The 25,900-nt window shown below is 57.7% G+C and carries 23 protein-coding genes; 13 read left to right on the top strand and 10 right to left on the bottom strand.

Annotated features, from left to right (window positions below; translation table 11 throughout):
* Positions 1-119: 119 nt before the first annotated feature.
* Positions 120-1,595: a sulfatase family protein gene (locus AC2TEL_RS07440; RefSeq protein WP_480902954.1), complete on the bottom strand. Its 1,476-nt coding sequence runs from the start codon at positions 1,593-1,595 to the stop codon at positions 120-122.
* A gap of 194 nt (positions 1,596-1,789) precedes the next feature.
* On the opposite strand from AC2TEL_RS07440, the gene AC2TEL_RS07435 reads away from it, so the two are divergent.
* The 8 genes from AC2TEL_RS07435 to AC2TEL_RS07400 all read left to right on the top strand — a co-directional run bounded on the left by AC2TEL_RS07435 (position 1,790) and on the right by AC2TEL_RS07400 (position 9,440).
* Entirely contained in the window at positions 1,790-2,317 is a 528-nt protein-coding gene (locus AC2TEL_RS07435) for a DUF6525 family protein (protein WP_480840857.1), read from the top strand.
* A gap of 16 nt (positions 2,318-2,333) precedes the next feature.
* Positions 2,334-4,010, top strand: coding sequence for a 30S ribosomal protein S1 (gene rpsA, locus AC2TEL_RS07430; RefSeq protein ID WP_068337749.1), 1,677 nt, complete (start codon positions 2,334-2,336; stop codon positions 4,008-4,010).
* Between the two features lie 271 nt (positions 4,011-4,281).
* Positions 4,282-4,566 carry an integration host factor subunit beta gene (ihfB, locus tag AC2TEL_RS07425; RefSeq protein ID WP_008758048.1) on the top strand — a complete coding sequence of 95 codons (285 nt, stop codon included), beginning with the start codon at positions 4,282-4,284 and terminating at the stop codon, positions 4,564-4,566.
* Positions 4,567-4,573: 7 nt separating this feature from the next.
* Positions 4,574-4,924 (top strand): lipopolysaccharide assembly protein LapA domain-containing protein, encoded by a 351-nt coding sequence (locus tag AC2TEL_RS07420; protein WP_480840855.1) that lies wholly within the window; start codon positions 4,574-4,576, stop codon positions 4,922-4,924.
* A gap of 9 nt (positions 4,925-4,933) precedes the next feature.
* Entirely contained in the window at positions 4,934-5,578 is a 645-nt protein-coding gene (locus AC2TEL_RS07415; protein ID WP_480840853.1) for a phosphoribosylanthranilate isomerase, read from the top strand.
* A gap of 47 nt (positions 5,579-5,625) precedes the next feature.
* Positions 5,626-5,961 carry a hypothetical protein gene (locus AC2TEL_RS07410; protein WP_480840851.1) on the top strand — a complete coding sequence of 112 codons (336 nt, stop codon included), beginning with the start codon at positions 5,626-5,628 and terminating at the stop codon, positions 5,959-5,961.
* A 67-nt stretch (positions 5,962-6,028) separates the two neighbouring features.
* Positions 6,029-7,276 (top strand): tryptophan synthase subunit beta, encoded by a 1,248-nt coding sequence (gene trpB / locus AC2TEL_RS07405; RefSeq protein ID WP_480902952.1) that lies wholly within the window; start codon positions 6,029-6,031, stop codon positions 7,274-7,276.
* A 508-nt stretch (positions 7,277-7,784) separates the two neighbouring features.
* Complete coding sequence (locus tag AC2TEL_RS07400; RefSeq protein WP_480902951.1) at positions 7,785-9,440, top strand: Ig-like domain-containing protein; 1,656 nt, start codon at positions 7,785-7,787, stop codon at positions 9,438-9,440.
* Between the two features lie 67 nt (positions 9,441-9,507).
* Here AC2TEL_RS07400 and AC2TEL_RS07395 read toward each other — a convergent pair whose 3' ends face one another.
* The 8 genes from AC2TEL_RS07395 to AC2TEL_RS07360 all read right to left on the bottom strand — a co-directional run bounded on the left by AC2TEL_RS07395 (position 9,508) and on the right by AC2TEL_RS07360 (position 17,487).
* The gene (locus tag AC2TEL_RS07395) at positions 9,508-9,882 is read right to left on the bottom strand and encodes a DUF2237 family protein (protein WP_480840845.1); all 375 of its coding nucleotides are present in this window, start codon (positions 9,880-9,882) and stop codon (positions 9,508-9,510) included.
* Between the two features lie 9 nt (positions 9,883-9,891).
* Positions 9,892-11,055: a serine hydrolase domain-containing protein gene (locus AC2TEL_RS07390; RefSeq protein ID WP_480902949.1), complete on the bottom strand. Its 1,164-nt coding sequence runs from the start codon at positions 11,053-11,055 to the stop codon at positions 9,892-9,894.
* A gap of 82 nt (positions 11,056-11,137) precedes the next feature.
* Positions 11,138-11,821 (bottom strand): aminoacyl-tRNA hydrolase, encoded by a 684-nt coding sequence (gene pth / locus AC2TEL_RS07385; RefSeq protein WP_480902947.1) that lies wholly within the window; start codon positions 11,819-11,821, stop codon positions 11,138-11,140.
* A gap of 99 nt (positions 11,822-11,920) precedes the next feature.
* Positions 11,921-13,840, bottom strand: a complete 1,920-nt coding sequence (locus tag AC2TEL_RS07380) for a DUF3604 domain-containing protein (protein WP_480902945.1) — start codon at positions 13,838-13,840, stop codon at positions 11,921-11,923.
* 166 nt (positions 13,841-14,006) lie between these two features.
* Positions 14,007-14,675, bottom strand: a complete 669-nt coding sequence (locus AC2TEL_RS07375; protein ID WP_480902944.1) for a 50S ribosomal protein L25/general stress protein Ctc — start codon at positions 14,673-14,675, stop codon at positions 14,007-14,009.
* Between the two features lie 122 nt (positions 14,676-14,797).
* Positions 14,798-15,964 carry an alpha-hydroxy acid oxidase gene (locus tag AC2TEL_RS07370; protein ID WP_480902942.1) on the bottom strand — a complete coding sequence of 389 codons (1,167 nt, stop codon included), beginning with the start codon at positions 15,962-15,964 and terminating at the stop codon, positions 14,798-14,800.
* A gap of 166 nt (positions 15,965-16,130) precedes the next feature.
* Positions 16,131-16,922, bottom strand: coding sequence for a tryptophan synthase subunit alpha (gene trpA, locus AC2TEL_RS07365; protein WP_480902940.1), 792 nt, complete (start codon positions 16,920-16,922; stop codon positions 16,131-16,133).
* 79 nt (positions 16,923-17,001) lie between these two features.
* On the bottom strand, positions 17,002-17,487 hold the full coding sequence (locus AC2TEL_RS07360) for an acyloxyacyl hydrolase (protein WP_480902939.1): 486 nt from the start codon (positions 17,485-17,487) through the stop codon (positions 17,002-17,004).
* Between the two features lie 195 nt (positions 17,488-17,682).
* On the opposite strand from AC2TEL_RS07360, the gene ychF reads away from it, so the two are divergent.
* Positions 17,683-18,780, top strand: a complete 1,098-nt coding sequence (gene ychF / locus AC2TEL_RS07355) for a redox-regulated ATPase YchF (RefSeq protein ID WP_480902937.1) — start codon at positions 17,683-17,685, stop codon at positions 18,778-18,780.
* Between the two features lie 54 nt (positions 18,781-18,834).
* On the opposite strand, the gene AC2TEL_RS07350 is transcribed toward ychF, so the two are convergent.
* Positions 18,835-19,347, bottom strand: coding sequence for an ester cyclase (locus AC2TEL_RS07350; protein WP_480902935.1), 513 nt, complete (start codon positions 19,345-19,347; stop codon positions 18,835-18,837).
* 166 nt (positions 19,348-19,513) lie between these two features.
* Here AC2TEL_RS07350 and AC2TEL_RS07345 point away from each other — a divergent pair, with 166 nt between their 5' ends.
* The 4 genes from AC2TEL_RS07345 to AC2TEL_RS07330 all read left to right on the top strand — a co-directional run bounded on the left by AC2TEL_RS07345 (position 19,514) and on the right by AC2TEL_RS07330 (position 25,892).
* A complete protein-coding gene (locus AC2TEL_RS07345; RefSeq protein WP_480840825.1) occupies positions 19,514-20,395 on the top strand; it encodes a LysR family transcriptional regulator in 882 nt (293 codons plus the stop codon).
* A gap of 85 nt (positions 20,396-20,480) precedes the next feature.
* On the top strand, positions 20,481-22,184 hold the full coding sequence (locus tag AC2TEL_RS07340) for an NAD(P)H-dependent oxidoreductase subunit E (protein WP_480902933.1): 1,704 nt from the start codon (positions 20,481-20,483) through the stop codon (positions 22,182-22,184).
* A gap of 13 nt (positions 22,185-22,197) precedes the next feature.
* Entirely contained in the window at positions 22,198-24,981 is a 2,784-nt protein-coding gene (fdhF, locus tag AC2TEL_RS07335; RefSeq protein WP_480902931.1) for a formate dehydrogenase subunit alpha, read from the top strand.
* A gap of 116 nt (positions 24,982-25,097) precedes the next feature.
* Positions 25,098-25,892, top strand: a complete 795-nt coding sequence (locus AC2TEL_RS07330; RefSeq protein ID WP_480840820.1) for a cyclase family protein — start codon at positions 25,098-25,100, stop codon at positions 25,890-25,892.
* Positions 25,893-25,900 lie beyond the last annotated feature (8 nt).

Here is a 25,900-nt window from a genome sequence, read left to right as displayed (position 1 = left end):
CCAAGACCTATGACACCTTTGTTTTCCGGCTGTGCCGCTCGGCTTTGCGGCGGCGACGGTAACGGCTTGCCGATTGCATTGATCGAACAGAACCTCACGAAGAGCAAGGAATGCTGAATTCAGAGTGCCGGACCTTCGCGCATCTTTTCCTGCTCTGAAGGCGTGGGAGTATGGTTGAACACGAATGCGGTGCGGCAGGCCTCCTCTCCGCCCAACTCTTCGATCTTCCTGCGTTGATCGGCAAAGGCGCGGGCGTTGACCTCGTCGGGATCGCAGATTTCACGCAAGCGGCGCTCTCCTTCGACTAGTGCGGCCTGAACCAGCGGATCATTCACCCCTTCCAGAGCACGGTTGACCTGTTCGTGGGGGTCCGATGACAGATCGAACAGTTGCGGCGAAAAGCCGACATAGTGAACGTATTTCCAGTTTCTCCAACGCACCATGAAGCTGCCGGTTTTCGATCCGCCATCGTGGTACTCGCTGAATCCGGTGCGGTCGGGGTCGTCGTCTGCATTCGCAATGGCACGCAGGGACTGGCCGGGTTGGCCTGCGTTAACTTCGTCATTTGCTACGCCGCAAACCTCGCGGGCGGTGGCAGCGATATCGGTCAGATTTGTGCATGTGGCCACATGGCGTCCGGCTGGAACGCCCGGACCAGCCACGATCATCGGAACGCCGGCACTTGCCTCATACATGACCTGCTTGGTCCAGAAACCCTGATCGCCCATCATGTCTCCGTGATCCGAGACATAAATCACCACCGTGTTTTCGGCCTGCTGGCTTTCGGAGAGGGCCCGCAAGACGCGCCCGACGCAATCGTCCATCAAGGAGGTCAGTCCGTAATAAGCGGCCTTGGCCTCACGCATCTTCCGTTCGTCAAAGTAGTCGTCATAGTTAAAAAACGAGGCGATATTTCTCAGTTCCTGATGGTCGGGCAGGCCTTTGCCATAACCGACTGGCAGGTCCATCTTTGCGGGATCATAGAGGTCGTACCATTCCTTGGGACACGTCAGCGGGTAGTGCGGACTGACCAGCGACACGAATGCGGCCCAAGGTTGACTTTTCCGGGCTGGATCGGACAGCCATGCCTCGGTCGCAGCAGTAATGTCCAGGTCATAGTCGGTATAAGTGCTGGGTCCGACGCCTACATCGCCCGCCAACTCAGCCGCCGAGTCATAGGCGGGCGGGTTCTCGCGCAGCAAGCCGACGGCCCAACCGACTCCGCCGACAACATGCATCGGAAGGATTTCCTGCGAGAACCCGTTGTCGTCCTCGTTGGATCTAAAGTGCAATTTTCCAATGGAAACAACTTCGCGGCCTGCATCCCGCAATTGTCGCATCCAGCTACGCGGTTCGCCATCATAGGGCGTGGCACTGTCCCAATTGCCGGTTTTATGGACCCAGTCCCCGGTGGCCAACGCCGCACGGGTCGGGACACATATTGGCGAAGGCGTATAAGCAGCGTCGAACATCGTACCGCGCGCCGCCAGCGCATCCAGGTTCGGAGTTTTCACGATCGGGTGGCCCGCACATCCCATAGCGTCTTTGCGGTGTTCGTCTGAGATGATGACAAGAAAGTTGAGTTGCTGGCTCATAAGTTCCTCCAAGTACGCCAAAGATGTGCTTTGCGGGTACTCCTTTCTTTCCGAAACACGACATTCATTGCCGGAAAAGTAGGTTGTGCGCGTGTTATGAAAATGTAATAACATTGCACAATGAGGGTTGAGCATGACAAAATTCTGTCTTCAATGCAAAAACCGAGCCATGCGAAAAATTGCCGAAGCGTGTGATGAGCGATCGTGGAAAAAAGCGAAATCTGCGCAGCCAGATCAAACGTCGCCGGCGGGCCGGATCGCCCATGCAGGCCTATGATGCTCTGCCCGGTGAACTGCGGCGGTGGCTTGCCTCGGCCTGTCTACCCTGGAGCCCGGCATCGGCTTTGCGCATTTGGGACAGGGCAGGTGGTGCCCAAAATCCTGTCGCGGCCTATTCCCGATTGAATGCGATCGAGAATCCATGTTGCAGAAGGACGCGCGGGTCTGGGACATGGGTCGGTGATCAGACTGATAAGCGGGATCGCGCCTGCGGCGGTCAAGGCCTTGCATTGCAGGGGTTTGCTCTTGCGCCTGCGGTGGAATCCGCCTATACGCGCGCTGTCAACACAAGGGCGGTCAACGTCCGGATGGCGTTTCTGAGCAGGGCCGGGAAACCTCGGCCCTTTGTGTTTGTTTGCTCAGGGACGCACCGGGTCACGCCTGAAGACATCATGAAACAAGACCGGCGGAGACAACCGCTCGGCCAGCAAAAACGTATGTAAAGGAAAACAACGCCACATGGCTAACGCATCCATGGAGGAATTCGAAGCCCTCCTGAATGAAAGCTTCGAAATGGACACACCCGAAGAGGGTTCTGTTGTCAAAGGCAAGGTTCTGGCGATTGAAGCCGGCCAAGCCATCATCGACGTAGGCTACAAAATGGAAGGCCGCGTTGATCTGAAAGAATTCGCAAATCCCGGCGAAGCCCCTGAAATCGCTGTTGGTGACGAGGTAGAAGTTTACCTGCGCGCCGCAGAAAACGCCCGTGGCGAAGCCGTCATCTCGCGTGAGATGGCCCGCCGTGAAGAGGCATGGGATCGTCTGGAAAAAGCATACGCCGACGACCAGCGCGTCGAAGGTGCAATCTTTGGTCGCGTCAAAGGTGGCTTCACCGTCGATCTGGGTGGCGCAGTTGCGTTCCTGCCCGGCTCGCAGGTTGACGTTCGCCCCGTGCGCGACGCTGGCCCTCTGATGGGTCTGAAGCAGCCGTTCCAGATCCTGAAAATGGACCGCCGCCGTGGCAACATCGTTGTGTCGCGTCGCGCAATCCTGGAAGAATCGCGTGCCGAACAGCGTGCCGAAGTTATCGGCAACCTGTCCGAAGGTCAGACCGTCGAGGGTGTCGTCAAGAACATCACCGAATACGGTGCATTCGTTGACCTGGGCGGCGTTGACGGCCTGCTGCACGTCACCGACATGGCATGGCGCCGTGTGAACCACCCGTCCGAGATCCTGACGATCGGCGAAACCATCAAGGTTCAGGTCATCAAGATCAACAAAGAGACCCACCGCATCAGCCTGGGCATGAAGCAGCTGCAGGAAGATCCGTGGGATCTGGTTGCTGCCAAGTACCCGCTGGGCTCGGTCCATCAGGGTCGCGTCACCAACATCACCGACTACGGCGCGTTCGTCGAGCTGGAAGCCGGTGTCGAAGGTCTGGTGCACGTTTCCGAGATGTCCTGGACCAAGAAAAACGTCCACCCTGGCAAGATCGTTTCGACCAGCCAGGAAGTCGACGTCATGGTTCTGGAAATTGACGGTGCCAAGCGTCGCGTGTCTCTGGGCCTGAAGCAGACTCAGCGCAACCCATGGGAAGTGTTTGCAGAAACACACCCCGAGGGCACCGAGGTCGAAGGCGAAGTCAAGAACATCACCGAATTCGGTCTGTTCATTGGTCTCGAAGGCGACATCGACGGCATGGTTCACCTGTCCGACCTGTCCTGGGACGAGCGTGGCGAGGATGCGATCCAGAACTACCGCAAAGGCGACGTTGTTCAGGCGGTTGTCTCGGAAGTTGACGTTGAGAAAGAGCGTATCTCGCTGTCGATCAAAGCCCTGGGCGGTGACAAGTTTGCCGAAGCCGTGGGCGGCGTGAAGCGTGGCTCGGTCATCACCGTCGAAGTGACTGCGATCGAAGATGGCGGCATCGAAGTGGAATACGAAGGCATGAAGTCCTTCATCCGCCGCTCCGATCTGTCGCGTGATCGTGCCGAACAGCGCCCCGAGCGTTTCTCGGTCGGTGACAAAGTCGACGTCCGCGTTACCAACGTCGACAGCAAAACCCGCCGTCTGGGCCTGTCGATCAAGGCGCGTGAGATCGCCGAAGAGAAAGAGGCCGTGGAACAGTACGGTTCTTCCGACTCGGGCGCATCGCTGGGCGATATCCTGGGTGCAGCGCTGAAATCCGGCGACTAAGCCCGGACGACAGTCCAAGCTGAAATTACGGCCCCGTGCGAGCGCGCGGGGCCGTTTTTGTTGCGAATCAATGTGTTCCAAATTCTCGGGTTAATCGTGCAATCGTTCGCGCAATAGGTGTGAAAACCCGCCCGACAAGCAAAAAATTGCGTGAGTTTCCTGAAAATTAGAGCCTTTGCACACAGAGTTTACGTTCCCCCGTTCCGGGTTTTTTTCTATACTGTCCAGAATAATAGGCATGGTTAACCGGTCACCTGGGAGGGTAACACGCATGATCCGTTCAGAATTGATTCAGAAAATCGCCGACGAAAATCCACATCTCTATCAGCGGGATGTCGAACGGATCGTGAATACCGTATTCGAAGAAGTGACGGATGCAATGTCACGTGGTGACCGTGTCGAGTTGCGTGGATTCGGTGCGTTTTCGGTCAAAAAGCGGGATGCGCGTGTGGGTCGGAACCCGCGAACCGGCGAGACGGTTCAGGTCGAGGAAAAATGCGTTCCATTCTTCAAAACTGGCAAGTTGCTAAGGGATCGTTTGAACGGTAAAGCCTGACCCTATGATGCGTTATCTTCGATATGGATTCCTGGGCGTTCTGGGGATTGTTCTGGTGTCAATCTCACTGGCCAACCGCGAGATGGTTGAACTCAAACTGATGCCCGATGCACTGTCCGAGTTACTGGGCTTTAACCTGTCTACATCTCTGCCGCTGTTTATCGTGGTTCTGGGGGGCGTTGTGGCCGGTTTGGTGATCGGATTCCTGTGGGAATGGCTGCGCGAGCACAAGCACCGCAGGGACGCCACCGTAAAGAAAAGCGAAGTGCGAAAGCTTGAGCGTGAGGTCAAGAAGCTCAAGAAAAAGCAGAATGAAGGCCAGGACGACGTTCTGGCGCTGCTGGATGAGGCCAGCTGAGGACATCCTATGTCTACCGAGGTAAGTGTCAAAATCTGCGGCCTGACCGCTCCGGAACACGTGCGTGCCGCCGTTGATGCCGGCGCGCGTTACATCGGGTTCAATTTCTTTCCCAAGTCACCGCGCTTTGCCCCCATTGCGCAGGCAGCGTCTTTGGCCGCCGACGTGCCCGCCGGCGTAGCCAAGGTGGCATTGTCCGTGAATTTCTCGGACGCGCAGCTTGATGAGATTGTTGCTGGTGTCCCGCTGGATATGCTGCAACTTCACGGGGCGGAAAGTCCCGAACGTGTTGCCGAGATAAAGCAGCGCTATCGGCTGCCCGTTATCAAGGCGATCGGTGTGGCCGAAGCCGAGGATTTGGCGGCGATCGACCGATATTCGGAAACGGCAGACCAACTGCTGATTGATGCCAAACCCCCAAAAAACTCGGAATTGCCAGGGGGGAATGGGCTGCCGTTTGACTGGCGGCTGCTGGCAGGGCGCAAGTACTGGCGCACGCCGTGGATGCTGTCAGGCGGGCTCAATCCGGGCAATGTGGCCGAGGCCATTCGAATGACCGGCGCGAAGCAGGTTGATGTCGCTTCCGGGGTGGAAAGCGCCCCGGGCGTCAAGGACCCGAACCTTATCAAGGCATTTATCGACGCCGCCCAGTGATCTGACCGGGTACTGACCGCGTACTTCACCTTGTGGAGGACGCGCAAATGCTTGCAGCGATTGGTGGAGTTGCCCTGAAACACTGGTATCACGCGCCGGAATTTTTCTGGCGCGCGGGCCAGGCATTGCGACAGGCAAAAGGCGACCCTTTGTGTCTTCACGCCGAGGTTTTTCCGCATCAGGGCCTCTATTTTTCGCTCACTGTCTGGCACGACGTCGAAGCGATGTTGACCTTTGCCCAATCCGGCCCGCATCGCCGGGTCATGCAGATGTCTTCCCGGCTGGCAGAAACAGATCGGTTTTGCCAGTTCGCCTGCATTGCCGTCCCAACCCGTGCGCAGGCCCTGGAGGTTTGGAGGCAGCACCGCGAGGACGCGGAATAATACGTTTTGCCATGGCAAATCCTGCGGCCACCTCCTATGAACAACGGGTACGACGATGGAGACACCCATGGCCAACGATATTTTCAATTCCTTCATGTCCGGCCCTGACGAACGCGGCCGTTTTGGCATTTTTGGCGGACGGTTTGTCAGCGAAACGCTGATGCCACTGATCCTGTCGCTGGAAGAGGAATATGACAAAGCCAAGGATGATCCGACCTTCTGGGCCGAGATGGACGACCTTTGGGCAAATTACGTGGGTCGCCCCTCGCCGCTGTATTTTGCGGAACGCCTGACCCAGCATTTGGGTGGAGCCAAGATCTACCTCAAGCGCGATGAGCTGAACCACACCGGCGCGCACAAGATCAACAACGTGCTGGGGCAGATCATTCTGGCACGGCGCATGGGCAAGACCCGTATCATTGCGGAAACCGGCGCAGGACAACATGGCGTGGCAACTGCCACTGTCTGTGCCAAATTTGGATTGAAATGCGTGGTTTACATGGGCGCGCATGACGTTCAGCGCCAGGCCCCGAACGTGTTTCGCATGCGCCTGCTGGGAGCCGAGGTGATTCCGGTGACCTCTGGCCGAGGCACCCTGAAAGATGCCATGAACGACGCGTTGCGCGACTGGGTGACCAATGTGCGCGACACTTTTTACTGCATCGGCACCGTGGCCGGTCCTCACCCCTATCCTGCGATGGTCCGTGATTTCCAGTCGATTATTGGCAAGGAAGCCAAGGAACAGATGATGAAGGCCGAAGGCCGCTTGCCCGATACGATCATCGCCGCTATCGGCGGTGGATCAAACGCAATGGGCCTGTTCTATCCGTTCCTCGACGACAAATCCGTCAACATCATCGGCGTCGAAGCTGGTGGCAAGGGCGTCAACGAAAAGATGGAGCATTGCGCCTCGCTGACCGGCGGCCGTCCGGGCGTGCTGCATGGCAATCGGACGTATCTGTTGCAGGATGACGACGGGCAGATTCTTGAGGGTTACTCGATTTCGGCAGGTCTGGATTACCCCGGTATTGGCCCCGAGCATTCCTGGCTGCACGAAGTCGGCCGTGCGCAATATGTCTCGATCACAGATAAAGAGGCGCTGGAGGCGTTCCAGTTGTGCTGTGCAACTGAGGGGATCATCCCGGCGCTCGAACCGTGTCACGCGCTGGCTCACGTTATGAAAATCGCTCCTGATCTGCCCGAGGATCACCTCATTTGCATGAATATGTGCGGTCGCGGCGACAAGGATGTGCAGACGGTTGCGAAGTATCTGAACTTTGACATGTCAGATACGGAAGGTCGCGAAGCCGGTTAGAGCGCGCGACTTTATCGCGCGGGAATCGACACGCTCTAGACGGCAGCCCATAGAATCGGCTGCCGTCTTTTTGTTTGGGTAGCCGCCACGGCGTTTACCCAAGGGAATTAGTGCCGGAAAATTTGGTGGACTGTTGCAGATTTGCGGATCGAGAAGTGCGGTTCATTCCGAGGTGAATTGAGGCCTTGGTTCGCCTGCTACGGCGAGCATCTGTGTTTTTTGGCGGGGTTAGCTTAATAAACAACAGAATTTTGTGTGACGCACGCGCGCTCCTCCAGACAATCACCCGGTGAAACCTCTGATCGACCATTTCCGTCCCGCAATTGAAGTTTCTGGATTTCTATACAGCGCAACCGAAATGAATTAGCGTTTTGTTAACCGGCGCTTGTGGGCCGCCGGTTCCGGGGAGTCTCCATGTTGATGGGACGTTGAGTGATGTTGTTCGCGGTTTGAAACCAATCCGAACGCCCCGGTGTTTCGCACCCAATCGGTGTCGTAGGAGGTTTGAATGTTCTGGTCCCTGGTATCGAGGTTTTGCAGCCTCATTGTTCTGGTTTCGGCTCTTGTGATTGGCAGCAACAAAGATGCCGTCGCCTTGGGCGGAGGCTTCATTGCCACCTCGGTTTCGACACCAAATGGGGGCACAGTCTTTTTTAACAACATACCTCCAACATCCACCGCATTTGTATCGATGGGAAGTCCTGCGGAGGTGCCTGCAGGGTCATACTATTTCAATGGCGGAGTTGATACGTCGCTTCCTGCTATCACGCCAGCCGGTCTAGCGGCCCTAGGATGGATCGGGGCAACCATCATCAGTCAGGACGGTGCAGACTCGACTTATGCTGCAGACAATTATCTTGGAGTTGTCTTTACTGCGCGCGAAACAGTTGGAGGACCGCTTTACCGGTATGAAATCGCCTTGTCCGGCGTAACCAATACCCAAATTATCAACACGCGCACCATGGTCGATACAACGCAGCCAACAGCAACAATCGGTGCGTTGACCCCAACTGGCAGCGGCACTTTTCAAGCGACGATTACGCTGAGCGAACCAAGCACGGATTTCACCGTTGGCGACTTATCCGTCACCAATGCCACGGCCAATATGACCGGGTCCGGGACAAATTACGTCGCCACCCTGACACCCCAGAATAACGGGACAATCGAATTGTTTATCCCGGCCGGTGTTTTTACCGATGCGGCTGGGAATACCAACCTCGAGTCAAACCGGGTGAGCTCGCTTCAGGCGGTCACCAACACCCAGCGTCAGATACAGGCCTTTCAAAACGCCCGCGCGAACAGTTTGGTGACGAACCAACCCGAGTTAACGCAGTTCCTGCAGCGAACCGGGGCAGGCAATCTTGATACATCGGTCACGCGCGACAATGGATATCTGAACTTTGCAAGCAACCCGGAGCATCCGATTTGGTTCAACCTGACGGGCAACTGGAGCTCGCAGGACAGTTTCGACAGTTCCTATGCTTTGGCTGTTTTGGGGGCGCACCGGCTGATCAATCAGAACCTGTTGATCGGCGCGATGCTGCAGATTGACTATGCCGAGACGGAAGAAGGTGCATCCAGTGTCGATGGTACTGGCTGGCTGGTCGGACCGTATCTGGTTGCAAAGCTGCCAAGTCAGCCGGTGTTTTTCGAGGGGCGCGTGCTCTACGGGCAGGCGGACAACGATATTTCACCCTTTGGCACGTATGAGGACAGCTTTGACAGTGATCGCTGGTTGATCCAATCCAGGGTCACAGGCGAATTGAAGCGCGGCGACCTGACACTGATGCCTTTGCTGGACGTCAGCTATGTCAGCGACGATCAAAACGCTTATACTGACAGCCTTGGCAATCTGATCGCCCAGCAAGACTTCAGCCTGAGCACGGCCCGCTTGGGTTTGGATTTCAGCCATCCCATCGCAGTCACGCGCGGCGAGATGATGTTGACCGGAGGGCTATCGGGTATCTGGAGCACGACTTCCGGAACGGGAACGGTGCCGGGTGTCGCCCCGATCGGAGACACGGCGCGCGCGCGTGTGGATCTCGGCTTCGATTACCAGATGGAAAACGACAGCATTTTGGCGGCAAACGTTTTCTACGATGGCATCGGCGAGAACAGCTTTGAAAGCTACAGCCTCGGCTTGACGTGGCAGATGACGTTCTGAACGACCAGATTTGCCTGGTTATGCAGGGTCATTTTGCAGGCGCAGGAAATTCAGTCCGGCGTGCGAACTAAGTATCCACCTTGTTTTGCTGAAGCAACTTTAGCGGTACAACCTCCAACGCACGCTGGTGCGTGGCCTCCAAATGCACCTTGGGTGCGCACCCTTCGTCATAGGCTTGCAAGAAGCGCCCGGCACACAGGCACCAGCTGTCGCCGGACTTGAGGCCAGGGAAATTGAACTCGGGGCGGGGTGTGCTCAGGTCGTTGCCGACGTATTTCGAATAGGCCAGGAACTCGGCTGTCATGACAGCGCAAACAGTATGGCTGCCTTGATCCTCGGGGCAGGTGTTGCAGGCGCCGTCCCGAAAGAACCCCGTCAAGGGTTTGCGCGAGCAGGGGGCCAGGACACCGCCGAGCACATTGATGCTGTCTTGTTTCTGCATAACGCCACCTTACAGGTTTTGCGCGATCTTGCGGAACATTTCGACGTTCTGGTCGCTGACACCGGGTTCCCGGAACTTTCGGTCGGCCGCGGTCGACACGATCAGAACACCCCGTGGCTGGTCGAAATAGATGTATTGGCCGTATACACCGCGCGCCAGGAATTCACCCTCGTGCGCTCCGATGGGGATCCACCACTGGTAGCCGTATCCGATCTTGCCGGGCTCGGTCGGGGCGCTGGGCCAAGTCGATTCAGCGATCCAATCCACCGGAACCAGCTGTTTGCCGTCGCGCATTCCGTTCTGTAGGATCATCTGCCCAAAGCGGGCGAAGTCGCGGGTCGTGAAGTTCAGTCCGCCCAGCACAAAGGCGACACCGGCGCCGTCGGTGATGTAGTAGCCATCGCGTTCCAACCCCAGTGGCTGCACGATCTTTTCGGTAATCAGGTCCGCCACGCTGCGCCCTGTGGCGCCACGGATCACCATTCCGATCACGTGCGTGTCGATGGACACGTATTGCCAGACATCCCCCGGAGCGGTGAAGCTGTCTTGAAGCGAGGCGGCGAAGTCATCCAACTCGCCACCCAGTGCCACGACACGGCCCATGCGGTTGATGTCCGAGTTGTAGTCCAGATAATCTTCGTCAAACGTGACACCGCTGGCCATGTTCAGCACGTTTCGGATCGTCGCTTGCTGGTAAGCGCTGCCTTTGAGCTTTGGTGCGTATTGGATCACCGGGTCGTCCAGCGACCCAATCGCGCCTTCGTCCAACAGGATGCCGAACAGGGCCGACAGATAGCTTTTGGCGACAGACCATGAAATCCGGCGATCATCCGGGCCTGTGCCCAGATAGTATTCTTCAAACCGAATCTGCCCGTTTTGCAGAACCATGAGGGAGGTTACGGCACGCTCCTCAATCCATGCGTCAGTACCTTCTGGTAACTCGAACCCGGAACCATAGGGAAGTTCCCAGGTTGGGCCATTGCCGCGCGGCAGGTCGACGGTCAGGAAGGCTTCATCCATGTGCGAAAAATTGTGGACGATCTTTTCTTCGGAAAACAGAGAGTTCACGGCCATCAAGCGCGTTAGCTCTTCGCGCTTCCACACGCCGACGACCACGGCGGCCAGAACCAGCGCCAGCACGATACGCAACAGCCATTTGATCACGGTTCTCATCCGTCGCCTCCCTTTAGCCTGCTATATAGGAGCGCGGCAGTAACTGGCCCGCAATCAAAACGTTGCGGCACCCGCCAGAGAACTACCTGAACTTGTCCAGAAGCTTTTGCATGGCAGAGCGTTCGTCGGTCACGGGCTCCGGTTTGTCTGCCGGTTTGGTCTGCGCTGCGGGGGCGGTTGGGGTTTTTGAAGACCGGGCAGGTGCGGTACGCAGGCTGACCGCATTCATGAACTTGCCACCCTGATCTTCCGCAAGATACGCCGCACCATCCGAGACACCGCGCAGGACGTCCTCCAACCAATCGGCGTCGGCTTTGGCAAAATCGCTCAGCACGTAAGGAGAGACCATCTCCTTCCGACCCGGATGCCCGATTCCAAGGCGCACCCGGTCATAGGCGGCACCAATGTGATCGTGAATCGAGCGCAAGCCGTTATGACCTGCATGACCTCCGCCGGCCTTGGCACGCACTTTTCCGGGGGCGAGATCCAGCTCATCGTGGAACACTGTTACGTCAGTGGAATCCAGCTTGTAGAACCGCATGGCTTCGCCCACCGACTGGCCCGAGCGGTTCATGAACGTCTGCGGTTTCATAAGTAGAATCTTTTCGGAGCCCAGGCGGCCTTCGGCAATTTCGGCCTGAAACTTGGACCGCCACGGGCCAAATCCATGATCCGCGGCAATCCTGTCCACAGCCATGAAGCCGATATTGTGCCGGTTCCGGGCATACTTCTGGCCCGGATTACCCAATCCGACAAATAGTTTCATGGCAGCGCTCCGCGTGTCTTTTTTCGCTTCGCCTTCTCATGCCCGGAAATGGATCAGAAATCCAGTCGAGCCTTGCCGTCACTGCTTGAACGAGAGGTGTCAGCCCTCAGGCGTGTACCAGATGGGCGAGGTGTAGGCTCGCTCGGTCGTTGTCATCGGCACCTCCCGATCCATCTGAATACCGAACCTCTTGGCCTCGTACGCAGTCCAGCGCGGGGTGGGGATTTCGATCACCCTGACGTAGTAGAAAGCCTTTAGTGCCGGATCAAAATCCGGGTCCCGCCAATACGTGATCAGTTCCGGCGCGCCGATCGTGTTGGTCCATGTGGCGTTCTCAATATCCACCGTGTTTCCCACCGGTGGTAGTTTGCCATCCGATCCGGGCGAGCGGTCTCCGCCCCATGCCACGTCATAGACCTTTTCGCCTCGCGTACCGTCCTTATTCAACCAACCTTTGATGACCTGCACGCGGTCGAGATTACCGCTGTAGGGATCTTTCAATGCCGCAATAAGGAAGTTCGGTGCACCTTCACCGGATCTGGCCGGGAGGTCCGCCCCCATCGGCACGCCCTTGGCATAACCAATATCGGCTGGCAAGCGAGACGAGGCGTCTGATTCTTCGAAGTCCCAGCCTCCGAAGAACCGCACCATGATACGCGAACCCGTGGTGCCATAAACCTCGCGCCGCTCGAGCGCATCAAAGATGGCTTCGCGTGTGTTTTCGATGGCCCAGACGGCAGCGTAACCGCCCGAGGCCTGTTTCCAACCGTAAATCGAGAACTCCGGGTTCGGAGCTTCGATGACCAGATGCTCCCATCGGTTCGGCTCGGGTTCCACGCCGGAATGCTTGCCAAAGAAGTTTTCCTCTTCAACCGCTGCCATACCTGTATGCGCGTCCGTCGAACCGATCTGGCCGACTTTGTACGGATTGATACCCAGTTGCTCTTCCAGCATCAGACCGGTTTTGTAAGCCTCGCGCGAGTATTCGTATTGCAACATGTCCTGTGTCTTGGCCTCGGTCCCGTTCAGGTTCGACGCATCCCATGTATCGAAGTCGGCGAACTCGTCATCAGGGCTCAGGAACGGGTGCGCTTCACCGTCACCTTTGATCTGCGTCGTCTCGATGACAGGTTCGAACCGGGCCCGCAGGTGTGCGTTTTCCTCTGTCAGCGGCGAGCCATCGAAGTTCGATACAGAGAACAGGCGCCCGTTGGACAGGTTCCCATTGTGTGGAATAGCCAGCACATCTCCGCCGGAGCGATTTTCGAATTCTGCCAGATGCGCCCAAAGGTCTTCGGGGTTCTTGCTGTCAAACTGTGAAAACGGCAGTACCTGGTTCGCCATTTCGGCCCCATCGCGGAAAATCACGTTGCGGTGGATGTTGTCCCCGCCTTCCGAGGTCCATTCATATCCGATCAGTGCCGTGAATATGCCGGGTTCGTTGTAGCGGTCTGCAAGGGCCGTGTACTCCTGCCAGGCGTCCTTGATGGCTTTCGGGTTGTCGATTGGGGGGTCTTCGCCAGACAGGGACGCCACGATTTCCATCGCGGTCGCAAAGACCAGGTCCTGGTCGTTGCTGGTAAGCGCGTCGTACCACACCTTGCCCTGTTGAGTGGACAGGATATTCTGATCACCGCCAAGTAGCTGGGGCATCAACCCGTACATTTCGGCATGATCTGAAACAACCAGCCAGTCCAAAGGCCGGGACAGCTTTGCCTGTAAGCCATGCGTTGTCGTGACCTCATGACCACGCGCAAAGCGGAAGGCAGCTTCCTGGCTCAGACGTGTCATTGTGCCGGCGTCCACCGAAACCTCGGTGTGTAGATGTGTGTCGCCCCAAAGTGGCCGGGTCGGGAAATTTCGCCCTGCGTAAGGCGAGAAGTGATCCGACGTGAACCGCTCGGCAACATCGTCTTTACTGGGCAGCGTGTCCTGCACCTGCGCAAGCGCTGCATACCCGCAGGCAACGCCGCCAATCGTTGAAATCAAGGCTGCTGGGAACTTGAAACGCATGGTCATGATCGCAGGCTCCAATGAAATAATTGAAGGAAATGCGGCCACGAAACTGGGCCGCTGCCGGCGAAGCTACCACAATCTGTGAACAAATTCCAAAATTTGCATCTTGCAAAAGAAAACGGGGCTCCAGAAGAACCCCGTTTGATGATCCGGATGACTGAGGCCGGAGCTATTCTTCGCTTTCGCCTTCGCCGTCTTCCTTGCCGACGACTTCGACTTCATCCGCTGCAACTTCTTCGCCTTCTTCCTCGTCATCGCTGGTCGACAGACCAGTCGGTGCCGAGACGTTCGCGATCACGAAGTCACGGTCGATGGTCGGCTTGGTGCCGACGGGCAATTCAACCGACGAAATGGTCACAACGTCGTTGATCTCCATGCCGGTCAGATCAACGGTGATCTTCTCAGGAATGTCACCCGCGGTGCAGACCAGTTCAACTTCCGGACGGACAACGGTCAGAACGCCACCCTTCTTGATTCCGGGGGCCGCTTCTTCGTTGATGAACTCAACAGGAATGAACAGCGCGATCTTGGTGGTCCGACGCAGGCGCATCAGGTCCAGATGGGTCGGCAGGTCTTTGACGATGTCACGCTGCACGTCGCGGCAGATGACGCGGACGTCTTCCTGGCCTTCGACCTTCAGGTTGAACAGGGTCGACTTGAACCGGCCCGCTTTCAGTCGTTTGAACAGTTCGTTGAACGGGATCTGGATCGGCAGCGGATCTTTGTCGCCACCAAAAACAATGCCCGGAACCATGCCGTCGCGGCGTGCCTGACGAGCGGCGCCCTTGCCTGTCCCCGTCCGTTCCAGAGCTACGAGATCAGGAATCTCACCAGCCATGATAAATCTCCAATGTAAGGGCGGGCATCCTCCAAGGCTGTATGCCCGCGTGAAGCCGCGTCCATAACTTGATTCATTGCAATTGGAAAGGGGTTTTTACAGCTTTTGGATCGGTATGCGGATCAGTCCTGCCAGCGCCCGCCAAAATCCTCGGGTACGAGCAGATTATGCCGGCCCAGGCCGTCAATATTCTGTTCACCGCACAGCGCCATGGTTGTATCAAGCTCCTTCTGGATGACTTCAAGCGCGGTGGTCACGCCCTTTTGCCCCATGGCGCCAAGCCCATAGATGTAAGCCCGGCCAATGAATGTACCTTTGGCCCCCAGAGCCAACGCTTTAAGTACGTCCTGACCGGACCGGATACCGCTGTCCAGATGGACTTCGACGTCACGTCCGACCGCATCCATGATTTCCGGCAATACACGAATGGAACTGAGCGCGCCGTCCAGTTGCCGCCCACCATGGTTAGAGACGACGATGGCATCGGCCCCCAGCTTTGCAGCCATTTTGGCATCCTCGGCGTCAAGTATACCCTTGAGGATCACCTTTCCGCCCCATTGCTCCATCAGTTTTTCGACCTTTTTCCAATCCAGGCTTGGGTCGAACTGTTCCGCCGTCCAGGTGCCCAGCGATCGGGTGTCAGTGATCGTGTCGACATGGCCTACAATGTTACCGAACTCGCGCCGCTTGGCCCCCAGCATCTCAATACCCCATGACCATTTCGTCATAAGGTTGGCGATGGTCCTGGCCGTCAGCTTTGGCGGGGCTGACAGGCCATTCTTCAGGTCCTTGTGCCTTTGTCCCAGAATCTGCAGGTCCAGGGTGATCACAAGCGCCGAACACTTGGCATCCTTGGCGCGTTGTATCAGACGACTGACGTAATCCTGGTCCTTCATGGTGTACAACTGAAACCAGAAAGGCTTGGACGTGGCTTCGGCGACATCCTCGATGGAGTTTATCGACATGGTCGACAAGGTGAACGGCACGCCGAATTCTTCGGCGGCCCTTGCGGCTTTGATCTCACCGTCGGCGTGCTGCATGCCGGTCAGACCCACTGGCGCCAGTGCGACGGGCATCGCGACATCCTGCCCTATCATCTGGGAAGCAGTCGTTCGCCCGGACATATCCACCGCAACCCGTTGGCGCAGCCGGACATCCTCGAAATCTGTGGTATTCTCGCGAAACGTCTGCTCAGTCCAGCTGCCGCTTTCGGCATAGTCGAAGAACATCCGCGGCACGCGGCGTTCGTAAATCCGTTTAAGGTCCTGGATATTGGTGATGACGGGCATGAGTTCCGGCTTTCGCAATATTGGTTAGGTTTCTTTACCAATTATTCCAACCGACCGCAACTTGGCAGTTATGCGGTTGGTTGCCGCGCTGATACGGGTGCAAAACAAAACCGCGGCAGGCCAAGGCCAACCGCGGTGCACCAATCCTATCGGATTGAAGTATTTTTCAGGCAGCGTGGGCCCCATCTGCGAGGGTCTTGACGAAATCCAGCACCTCGCTGGCGGGTTTGCCCGCGCCGATCTGGCTGACGATGGCAGAGCCCACAACTGCACCATCAGCGACACTGGCGATGGCTTTGGATTTTTCCGGCGTATTGATGCCGAACCCGACAATGACGGGTAGATCGGTGGCCGCTTTTATCCGCGAAACCTCGGGACCCACATCGGTTGCCTGTGCCTCGGCCGCGCCGGTGATGCCTGTGATCGAAACATAATAGACAAAGCCCGACGTGTTCTGCAGAACGCGCGGCAGGCGCTTGTCGTCGGTCGTCGGCGTAGCCAGACGAATAAAGTTCAATCCGGCCGCCTGCGCTGGCAGGCACAGCTCGTCATCTTCTTCTGGGGGCAGGTCGACAACGATCAGACCGTCGATCCCGGCTTCATTGGCGTCGGCCAGAAACGTGTCGACGCCCCGGTTGTAGATCGGGTTGTAGTACCCCATCAGAACAATTGGGGTGGTTTCGTCGCTCTCGCGGAAGGCGCGCGCCAGGTCCAGGGTGCGTTGCAGCGTCATGCCAGAGTCCAGCGCCCGTTGTCCTGCGGCCTGAATGGTCGGGCCGTCCGCCATGGGATCGGTGAAGGGCAGACCCAATTCGATAACATCGACACCGGCCCCGGGCAGGCCCATTACAACCTCCAGCGAAGTTTCAAAGTCTGGATCTCCTGCCATGATATAGGCGACAAAGGCTTTCTTGCCCTCGTCTTTCAGAGCAGCGAATTTGGCGTCGATACGGGTCATCAGATGTCCTTGCACTCGGGTTTGAACCTGATGTGCAGAAACTTTGCCCGAAAATCAATCCCGCACCAGCAGAGCGGTGTCAGAAGGCGTAATGATACCGCAGGAGCAATGAGTTTACGCCCGGGTTTTCTTCCTGCGTGCTGGCATTGGATTTATGGGTGATGGCCACAGAGATTTTGTTGCCATTGTTCAGCGTATACCCCAAACCCAAAAGACTGCGGATCTGAAAGCTGCCACCCAGATCGTTCAACTCGTCGGCCTCGCTGAAATATCCGGGCATGACACTGCCTTCGACAAACCAGCGGTCCGAGAATGCGTAGATTCCGATCAAGCCAGCTCCGATATGGGTGTCGCCATCCGTGTCTATGGACAACGCCGCACCCCATGTTGCGCTGAATCTGGTGGCCTCATGAAATGGCTGATGCTGGTATTCCAGCGAAAAGATCGCCTGATCTTCAGATTGACTGTCAGAGAAATCGGCATAGCCCGCCCCGAATATCAGGGATTGAGCATGTGCGGACGTGGTGGCTGCCAACAATGCAGCCGAAACGACAAGGTATTTCATTTTCTTCACTACTTAATTGCTCTTAACAGTTTAGTGGTGACCATAAAGCGCAGTTTTCAATCTGTGCAAGCTCACGTTTTTCCAACGTCTTTGTGATGTTGCAAAATTAGACATTGTGGATGTTCCTTCTGTCCGGCTTGCGTATCAACGCGGACCTGCATAGAAGCAGCGCTCGAATGGCATCAGGAGACCGTCATGGGCTTTAAAATGGGAATCGTGGGTTTGCCGAATGTGGGCAAATCGACCCTCTTCAACGCGCTCACCAAAACCGCGGCTGCTCAGGCGGCGAATTTCCCGTTTTGCACCATCGAGCCCAATGTGGGCGACGTTGCGGTTCCCGACGACCGGTTGGATAAACTGGCGGCGATTGCCAGCTCGAAACAGATCATTCCGACCCGGATGACTTTTGTGGATATCGCTGGCTTGGTGAAAGGTGCGTCCAAAGGCGAGGGGCTGGGCAACCAGTTTCTGGCCAACATCCGCGAAACAGATGCCATCGCTCATGTTCTGCGTTGTTTCGAAGATGGCGATGTGACCCACGTCGATGGTCGCGTCGACCCGGTGGCCGACGCCGATACCATCGAGACCGAGCTGATGCTGGCCGACTTGGAAAGCATCGAAAAGCGCCGGGCCAACCTGGTGCGCAAGCTGAAGGGCAATGACAAAGAGGCGCAACAGCAGGATCGTTTGCTGGCCACGGCGCAAGAGATGCTGGAAAACGGCAAACCTGCTCGGCTGGTCGAAGTTTCCGACGAAGACGCCAAGGCATGGAAAATGCTGCAGCTGCTGACCACCAAACCGGTGCTCTATGTCTGCAACGTGTCCGAGGAAGAGGCGGCCGAAGGCAACGAGTATTCAGCCAAAGTTGCCGAAATGGCAGCGGCGCAGGGCAATGCGCATGTCATCATCAGCGCCAAGATCGAAGAAGAGATCAGCCTGCTGGAAGACGAAGAAGCGCAGATGTTCCTTGAGGAGATGGGGCTGGACGAGCCCGGCCTCGACCGTCTGATCCGCGCCGGTTACGACCTGCTGAAATTGGAAACCTATTTTACTGTCGGCCCAAAAGAGGCCCGGGCATGGACCATCCGCACCGGCACCGCCGCCCCGCAGGCCGCTGGTGTGATCCACGGCGATTTCGAAAAGGGTTTCATCCGGGCCGAGACAATCGCATATGACGATTACATCGCCGCCAATGGCGAGCAAGGGGCGAAAGAAGCCGGCAAGATGCGGGCCGAGGGCAAGGGCTACATCGTCAAGGATGGCGACGTGATGCACTTCCTGTTCAACACCTGAGCACAGCTTGAGTTCACAGATCCTTAGAAAGTGGTCGTACTCGAGTATCTGACCCTAGTTTCCCAATCCCAGCGCTTGTCGCAGCGTGAAATAGTCCCAGACGACCCAGCTTTCCGCGATTTTTCCATCTGCGATCCGGTCGATCTGAACACCGGTCCAGCTAACCTGACGGCCTGAGGCAGGCGTGCCGAGATATGGACCTTGCTGGGTCCCAAAAAAGCGCCAATGGGTGGACACGCGATCACCTTCGGCGATTTGTGCAAAAATTTCGACCTGCAGGTCAGGAAATGCCTTGTGGTTTTCCCGGACAATGCCAGCCCAGGCGGTCAAATCGACGGTTCCGGTGCCGCCAGTGGCCAATGGTGCCTGATGGTTTTGGTAGTTCTCGGCAAATATTGACTCGTCAATAGTGGCGTCGGCAGCCCACATTTCAGCGGCCTGTCGAGACAGGTTCTTTGATGTAGAGATCTTGTTCTCTTGTGCCATGGAAGTTCCTCCTGCCATAAAGGCCAGCAACACCGCCAGCGTCCAAATACGCATATTCAAGCCGATACGTTTTCTGACCATTGATGTCCTCCGCCCGCTATGTCGACTCCTGATCACGATAGCGCGCTCATTTATAAAGAAGAAACCGCACTACTCGGCTCAGTGCCAAGGGTGGATTACAACTAGAGCTTTCGCCACGCCGCAAACGCGCTACTGTGCGCTTCTGACCAAGTTGAGCAAAGACAGTATGATCGACCTCCGCGACCTGGAACTCCTGACTGCCCTTGCGCGGCACCGCCATTTTGCCAAGGCGGCAGAGGAATGCGGGATTTCTCAGCCTGCATTCTCGATGCGCATCCGCAACCTTGAAGACCGGTTGGGGGTTTCCATCGTGCGTCGTGCCAATCGGTTTCAGGGCCTGACCGAGGAAGGCGAAATGATCGTTCAGCGCGCGCGCCGTATCCTCGACGATACCAAGGCGCTGGAACAGCAGGTGCTGGCGGCGCGTGGAGAGATCACTGGCACGTTGATTCTGGGCGTGATCCCCACGGCGATCGCGTTCACCGGACGGCTGATCAAGCGCCTGCAACAGGCTCATCCGCGTATCTTGACTCGTATCGAAACCATGTCGGCCTCGGCCATCCAGCATCGGCTGGACGAGGGCAGTCTGGACGCAGGCATCACCTATGGCGACAGCATCGGCACAGACCTGCGACAGGTGCAGCCATTGTACGAAGAGACCTATGTGCTGCTGGTCCCGTCGCACATGACCAAAGAAACCGGTCCGATCCCTTGGGCCCAGGTGGCCGAATTCCCGATCAGCCTTCTGGAGCCGCAGATGCAGAACCGTCGCATCCTCGACCGTATTTTTGCTGAACAGGGGTTGCATCCCCATGTGGTCGCGGAAACCAGCGGCTTTACCGCCTCGATGGTCATGGCGCGCGAGGGGCTGGCGGCCACGGTTGTTCCCCGCGTTCTGGTCCGGGCACTGGGTGATTTGAAGGGAACGAAGGTGCTGCCTCTGGTTGATCCGGTTGTAAGCAAACCGATTTGTCTGGCGACGCTGACTCGAGACCCTGAATTGCCGACAGTCGAGGCATTGCGCGCCGTAGTGACGTCTTTGCGGTGATAAACTGTCGTTATCGTGCGATTGAATTTGGCGATTTGACGATATGATATTCTGATGAGACACGGGGCCTCAATCGGAGGGCATCATGGCACCATTAGACACCAAGCCATCAGGCGCACCCAAGGGCGTCTGGAAGTCAGGTAAAGGCAAAGGGCGGCACACGCCCAAAGGCCGTCAGTTCACGGATGAGGCACAGGCCGAAATTGCGCGCCTGCTGGGCGACCGCCCGCGCCGCCGGGATCTGCTGATCGAATTCCTGCATCTGATTCAGGACGAACACGGCCATATCAGTTCCGACCATATCGCCGCTTTGGCGGTCGAGATGCGCATCGGTCAGGCTGAAATTTATGAGACCGCGACTTTCTACGCCCACTTCGATGTGGTGAAAGAGGGTGAAACCCCTCCGCCCGCGCTGACGATTCGTGTCTGTGATTCTCTGTCTTGCGAGATGGCAGGAGCCCAGCAGCTGCAAAAAGCGCTGGAAGATGGGCTGGACCCAGCAAAGGTCCGAGTGGTGCGCGCGCCCTGTATGGGCCGCTGCGACACCGCTCCGGTACTTGAGATCGGCCACAACCATATCGACCACGCGACCCCCGAAAAGGTGCAGGCCGCGATTGCGGCCGATGATACCCACGCGCATTTGCCCGACTACGAGAACTTTGCCGCCTATGAGGCAAACGGCGGCTACGCCAAGCTGAGAGAGCTGCGCGACGGTGGTGACTGGGAGAAGGTGCAGGAAGATGTCCTGTCCTCGGGCCTGCGCGGTCTGGGCGGTGCTGGCTTCCCGTCCGGCAAGAAATGGGGCTTTGTTCGGATGAACGAAGGCCCGCGTTATCTGGCCGTGAACGGGGACGAAGGCGAACCCGGTACGTTCAAGGACCGCTACTATCTGGAGCGCACGCCGCATGTCTTCCTCGAAGGGATGCTGATCGCCGCCTGGGCGGTTGAGGCTGAGACCTGCTTCATCTACATGCGCGACGAATACCCTGCGGTGCTGGAAATTCTGCGCCGCGAGATCGTTGCGCTGGAAAAGGCCGGGATTGTCGAGAAAGGCTATATCGACCTGCGCCGCGGTGCTGGCGCCTATATCTGCGGAGAAGAATCCGCGATGATCGAGTCGATTGAAGGCAAGAAGGGCCTGCCGCGCCACCGTCCTCCGTTCGTGGCGCAGGTTGGGGTCTTTAATCGCCCGACCTTGGTGCACAATGTCGAGACCCTCTATTGGGTCACCAAAGTGTGCCGCGAGGGGCCTGAGTGCCTGAACAGCACAGAAAAGAATGGCCGTAAGGGCCTGCGCAGCTATTCGGTCTCGGGTCGGGTGGCAAAGCCGGGCGTTTACCTGCTGCCCGCAGGCTCGACCATTCTTGACGTGATTGATGCCGCCGGCGGCATGGCCGAAGGTCATGCGTTCAAGGCGTATCAACCGGGCGGGCCGTCGTCAGGTCTTCTCCCCTCTACGATAGACGACGTCCCGCTCGACTTTGACACCCTTCAGCCGCTGGGCACCTTTATCGGGTCCGCTGCGGTTGTGGTTCTGTCCGATCAGGACACCGCCCGCGATGCGGCACTGAACATGTTGCGGTTCTTCGAAGATGAAAGCTGTGGCCAGTGCACGCCCTGCCGGGCGGGCTGTGAAAAGGCGGTGAAGCTGATGCAGGCCGACAAGTGGGATCAGGACCTGCTGGAAGATCTGTGTCAGGTCATGGGCGATGCCTCGATCTGCGGTCTGGGGCAGGCGGCCCCGAACCCGATCCGCCTGGTCATGAAACACTTCGCTGACGAAATCTGAGGGAGACAGAGCCATGCTTGATGCAAGCCCAACCAAGACCGTCACCTTCAACCTGAACGGCGATGACGTCACCGTGCCCGAGGGCACCACGATCTGGGACGCGGCCAATGGCCGTGGACTGGTGATCCCGCACCTGTGTCACAAGCCGGCACCCGGCTACAAACCCGACGGCAACTGCCGCGCCTGTATGGTCGGGGTGGAAGGCGAACGTACGCTGGTCGCCTCGTGTATCCGACCGGTGGCCGAGGGGATGGTGGTCAAGACCGACACCGACCGCGCCGAGAAATCGCGCGCCATGGTGATGGAACTGTTGGTCGCCGATCAGCCGGAAGAGGCACATGACGCCTCAAGCCATTTCTGGGACATGGCCAAGCTGAACGATGTCAGCGACAGCCGTTTCCCGGCGAAAGAGCCCGAGAAAATCCCGCTGCTGGATGACAGCCACGTTGCGATGCGAGTCAATCTGGATGCCTGCATCAACTGTAATCTCTGCGTCCGCGCCTGCCGTGACGTGCAGGTGAATGACGTGATCGGCATGGCAGGTCGTGGTCACACCGCACAAGTGGTGTTCGATCAGAACGACCCGATGGGTGATTCAACCTGTGTGGCCTGCGGTGAATGTGTTCAGGCCTGCCCGACCGGTGCTCTGATGCCCGCCACCGTGCTGGACGACAAGCAGCAGGGCGACAGCAAGGACTACGACAGCGAAACCGAAAGCGTCTGCCCGTTCTGCGGCGTGGGCTGCAAAGTCTCGCTGAAGGTCAAGGACGGCAAGGTCAAGTATGTCGAGGGCATCAACGGCCCCGCAAACGAAGGCCGTCTGTGCGTAAAAGGCCGGTTCGGTTTCGACTACATCCACCATCCGCACCGCCTGACCAAACCGCTGATCCGTCGTGAGGACGCACCAGCCAAAGGTCTGAACGTTGATCCGGGCAACCTGTCGACCCATTTCCGCGAAGCGACGTGGGAAGAGGCGATGGATCTGGCCGCGACCAAGCTGAAAGCCTTGCGCGACGAAGACCCGCGCAGTGTTGCGGGCTTTGGCTCGGCCAAGTGCACCAACGAAGAAGCGTACCTATTCCAGAAGTTCATCCGTCAGGGCTTCAAGCACAACAACGTCGACCACTGCACCCGTCTTTGCCATGCGTCGTCCGTTGCGGCTCTGATCGAGAACGTCGGGTCTGGCGCTGTGACCGCGACCTTCAACGAGATCGAGAACGCAGATGTGGCGATCATCATCGGGGCCAACCCGATCGAAAACCACCCTGTTGCCGCGACCTATTTCAAGCAGTTCACCAAACGCGGCGGTAAGTTGATCGTGATGGACCCGCGCGGCGTCGGTATGCGCAAGTTTGCTGATGAAATGCTGCAGTTCCGTCCCGGTGCCGATGTCTCGATGCTCAACGCGATCATGAACGTGATCGTCGAGGAAGAGCTGTACGACAGCCAGTACATCCACCGCTGGACCGAGAACTGGGAAGCCGAGAAAGAGCACCTGCGCCAGTTCACGCCCGAGGCGATGGCCCCGATCTGCGGCATTGAACCGGATCAAATCCGCCGTGTCGCCCGCACCTTTGCGCAGGCCAAGGCCGGCCTGATCTTCTGGGGCATGGGCGTCAGCCAGCACATCCACGGCACCGACAACTCACGCTGCCTGATTTCGCTGGCTCTGATGACCGGGAATGTCGGCAAGCCCGGCGCGGGTCTGCATCCGCTGCGCGGTCAGAACAACGTGCAGGGGGCATCCGATGCGGGCCTGATCCCGATGTTCTTGCCGGACTACAAGACCGTCACGGATGACAATATCCGGGCTCAGTTCACCTCAGTTTGGGGGTCCGACGATTTCTCGAACGAGAAGGGCCTGACCGTCACCGAGATCATCGACCAGATCTATGCGCGCAACATCAAGGGCATGTATATTCTGGGTGAAAACCCGGCCATGTCCGACCCGGACGTGGGCCACGCGCGTGAGGCATTGGCCAAGCTGGATCTGATGATCGTGCAGGACATCTTCCTGACCGAAACGGCAAACTATGCCGACATCATCCTGCCTGCCTCGGCGCTGTACGAAAAGAACGGCACGGTATCGAACACCAACCGTCAGGTTCAGCGGGTACGCCCTGCCGTGGCGCCTCCGGGTGAGGCGCGTGAGGATTGGGCGATCACCGTCGAACTGGCACAGCGGATCGGGCTGAATTGGGACTATACCGATGTGTCCCAAGTCTTTGCCGAGATGAAGCTGACAATGGAGTCATTGGACAACATCACTTGGGAACGGCTTGAGACCGAGTCGATCACTTACCCCTCGCTCAGCGAGACTGATCCGGGTCAGTCGATTGTGTTTGGCGACGGTTTCCCGCGGGCGGACGGCAGGGCTAGATTCACACCAGCCAGCATCATCCCACCGGATGAAGCCCCGGATGATGAATACCCGATGATTGCCACCACCGGCCGTCAGCTGGAGCATTGGCACACCGGTTCGATGACACGCCGCTCCAATGTACTGGACGCGGTTGAGCCCGAGGCGAACTGCTCGATGAATCCCCGCACGCTGAAGCTGATGGGGATCGAACCGGGCGAGACGATCCGCCTGACCACCCGTCGCGGGTCCATCGAGATCATGGTGCGTGCTGACCGGGCCATTGCCGAGGATATGGTTTTCATCCCGTTTGCCTATGTCGAGGCGGCGGCGAACATACTGACCAACTCGGCCATCGACCCTTATGGCAAGATCCCCGAGTTCAAATTCTCGGCCATCCGGGTCGAAAAAATCGAAGACGCCATCGCGGCGGAGTAATACCACTACCACTCACGAAGCAGGATTAGGCGGCCCAGTTGGGTCGCCTTTTTCACGTCTTGACAGCAGGTTGCGCGCGGCCAACCCTGTGGCGGCATCCAGCCCCGGAGGAGTTCATGCCGCGCCGCTTTGTCGATCTGTCCGTACCATTGGAAACCGGCATCGTATCCGATCCGCCGATCATGTTGCCTATAATCGAATACATGACCCATGAACAAACAGCCGAACAGGTCATGGCGTTCTTCCCCGGACTGAAAAAAGAGGACCTGCCCGGTGGGGAAGGCTGGGCCATAGAACGTCTGCAGATCGCCACGCATAACGGCACTCATCTGGACGCGCCCTATCATCATCATTCGACCATGAACAAAGGCGAGCGGGCGATTACCATCGACGAAGTACCGCTGGAATGGTGCATGAACCCCGGTGTGAAACTGGATTTCCGTCATTTCGACGATGGCTATGTCGCCACCGCTGCGGATGTCGAGGCTGAACTGAAGCGCATTGGCCATGAGTTACAGCCGCTGGATATTGTCGTGGTCAATACTTCAGCCGGGACGCGTTATGGCGAGCCTGACTATCTTATGAAAGGTTGTGGGATCGGTCGTGAGGCGACGCTGTACCTGACCGGGCGCGGCGTTCGCGTGACCGGTACGGATGCCTGGAGTTGGGATGCCCCGTTCCCACTGACGGCGCAGGAATACGCGGAAACGCAAGATCCTTCGACTATCTGGGAGGGACACCGCGCCTCGATGGACATCGGCTACTGCCATATCGAGAAACTGACCAACCTTGAAGACCTTCCGCCGACAGGGTTTGAAATCTCTTGCTTCCCATACAAGATCAAAGGCGCCTCCGCAGGCTTTGTCCGGGCCGTTGCAATCTTTGATGATCTGGACGAACCAAGCGAATGAAGGATGCA

The sequence above is a fragment of the Ruegeria sp. HKCCD9138 genome (genome assembly GCF_057220975.1).
This window is presented reverse-complemented; position numbering and strand designations above follow the sequence as displayed.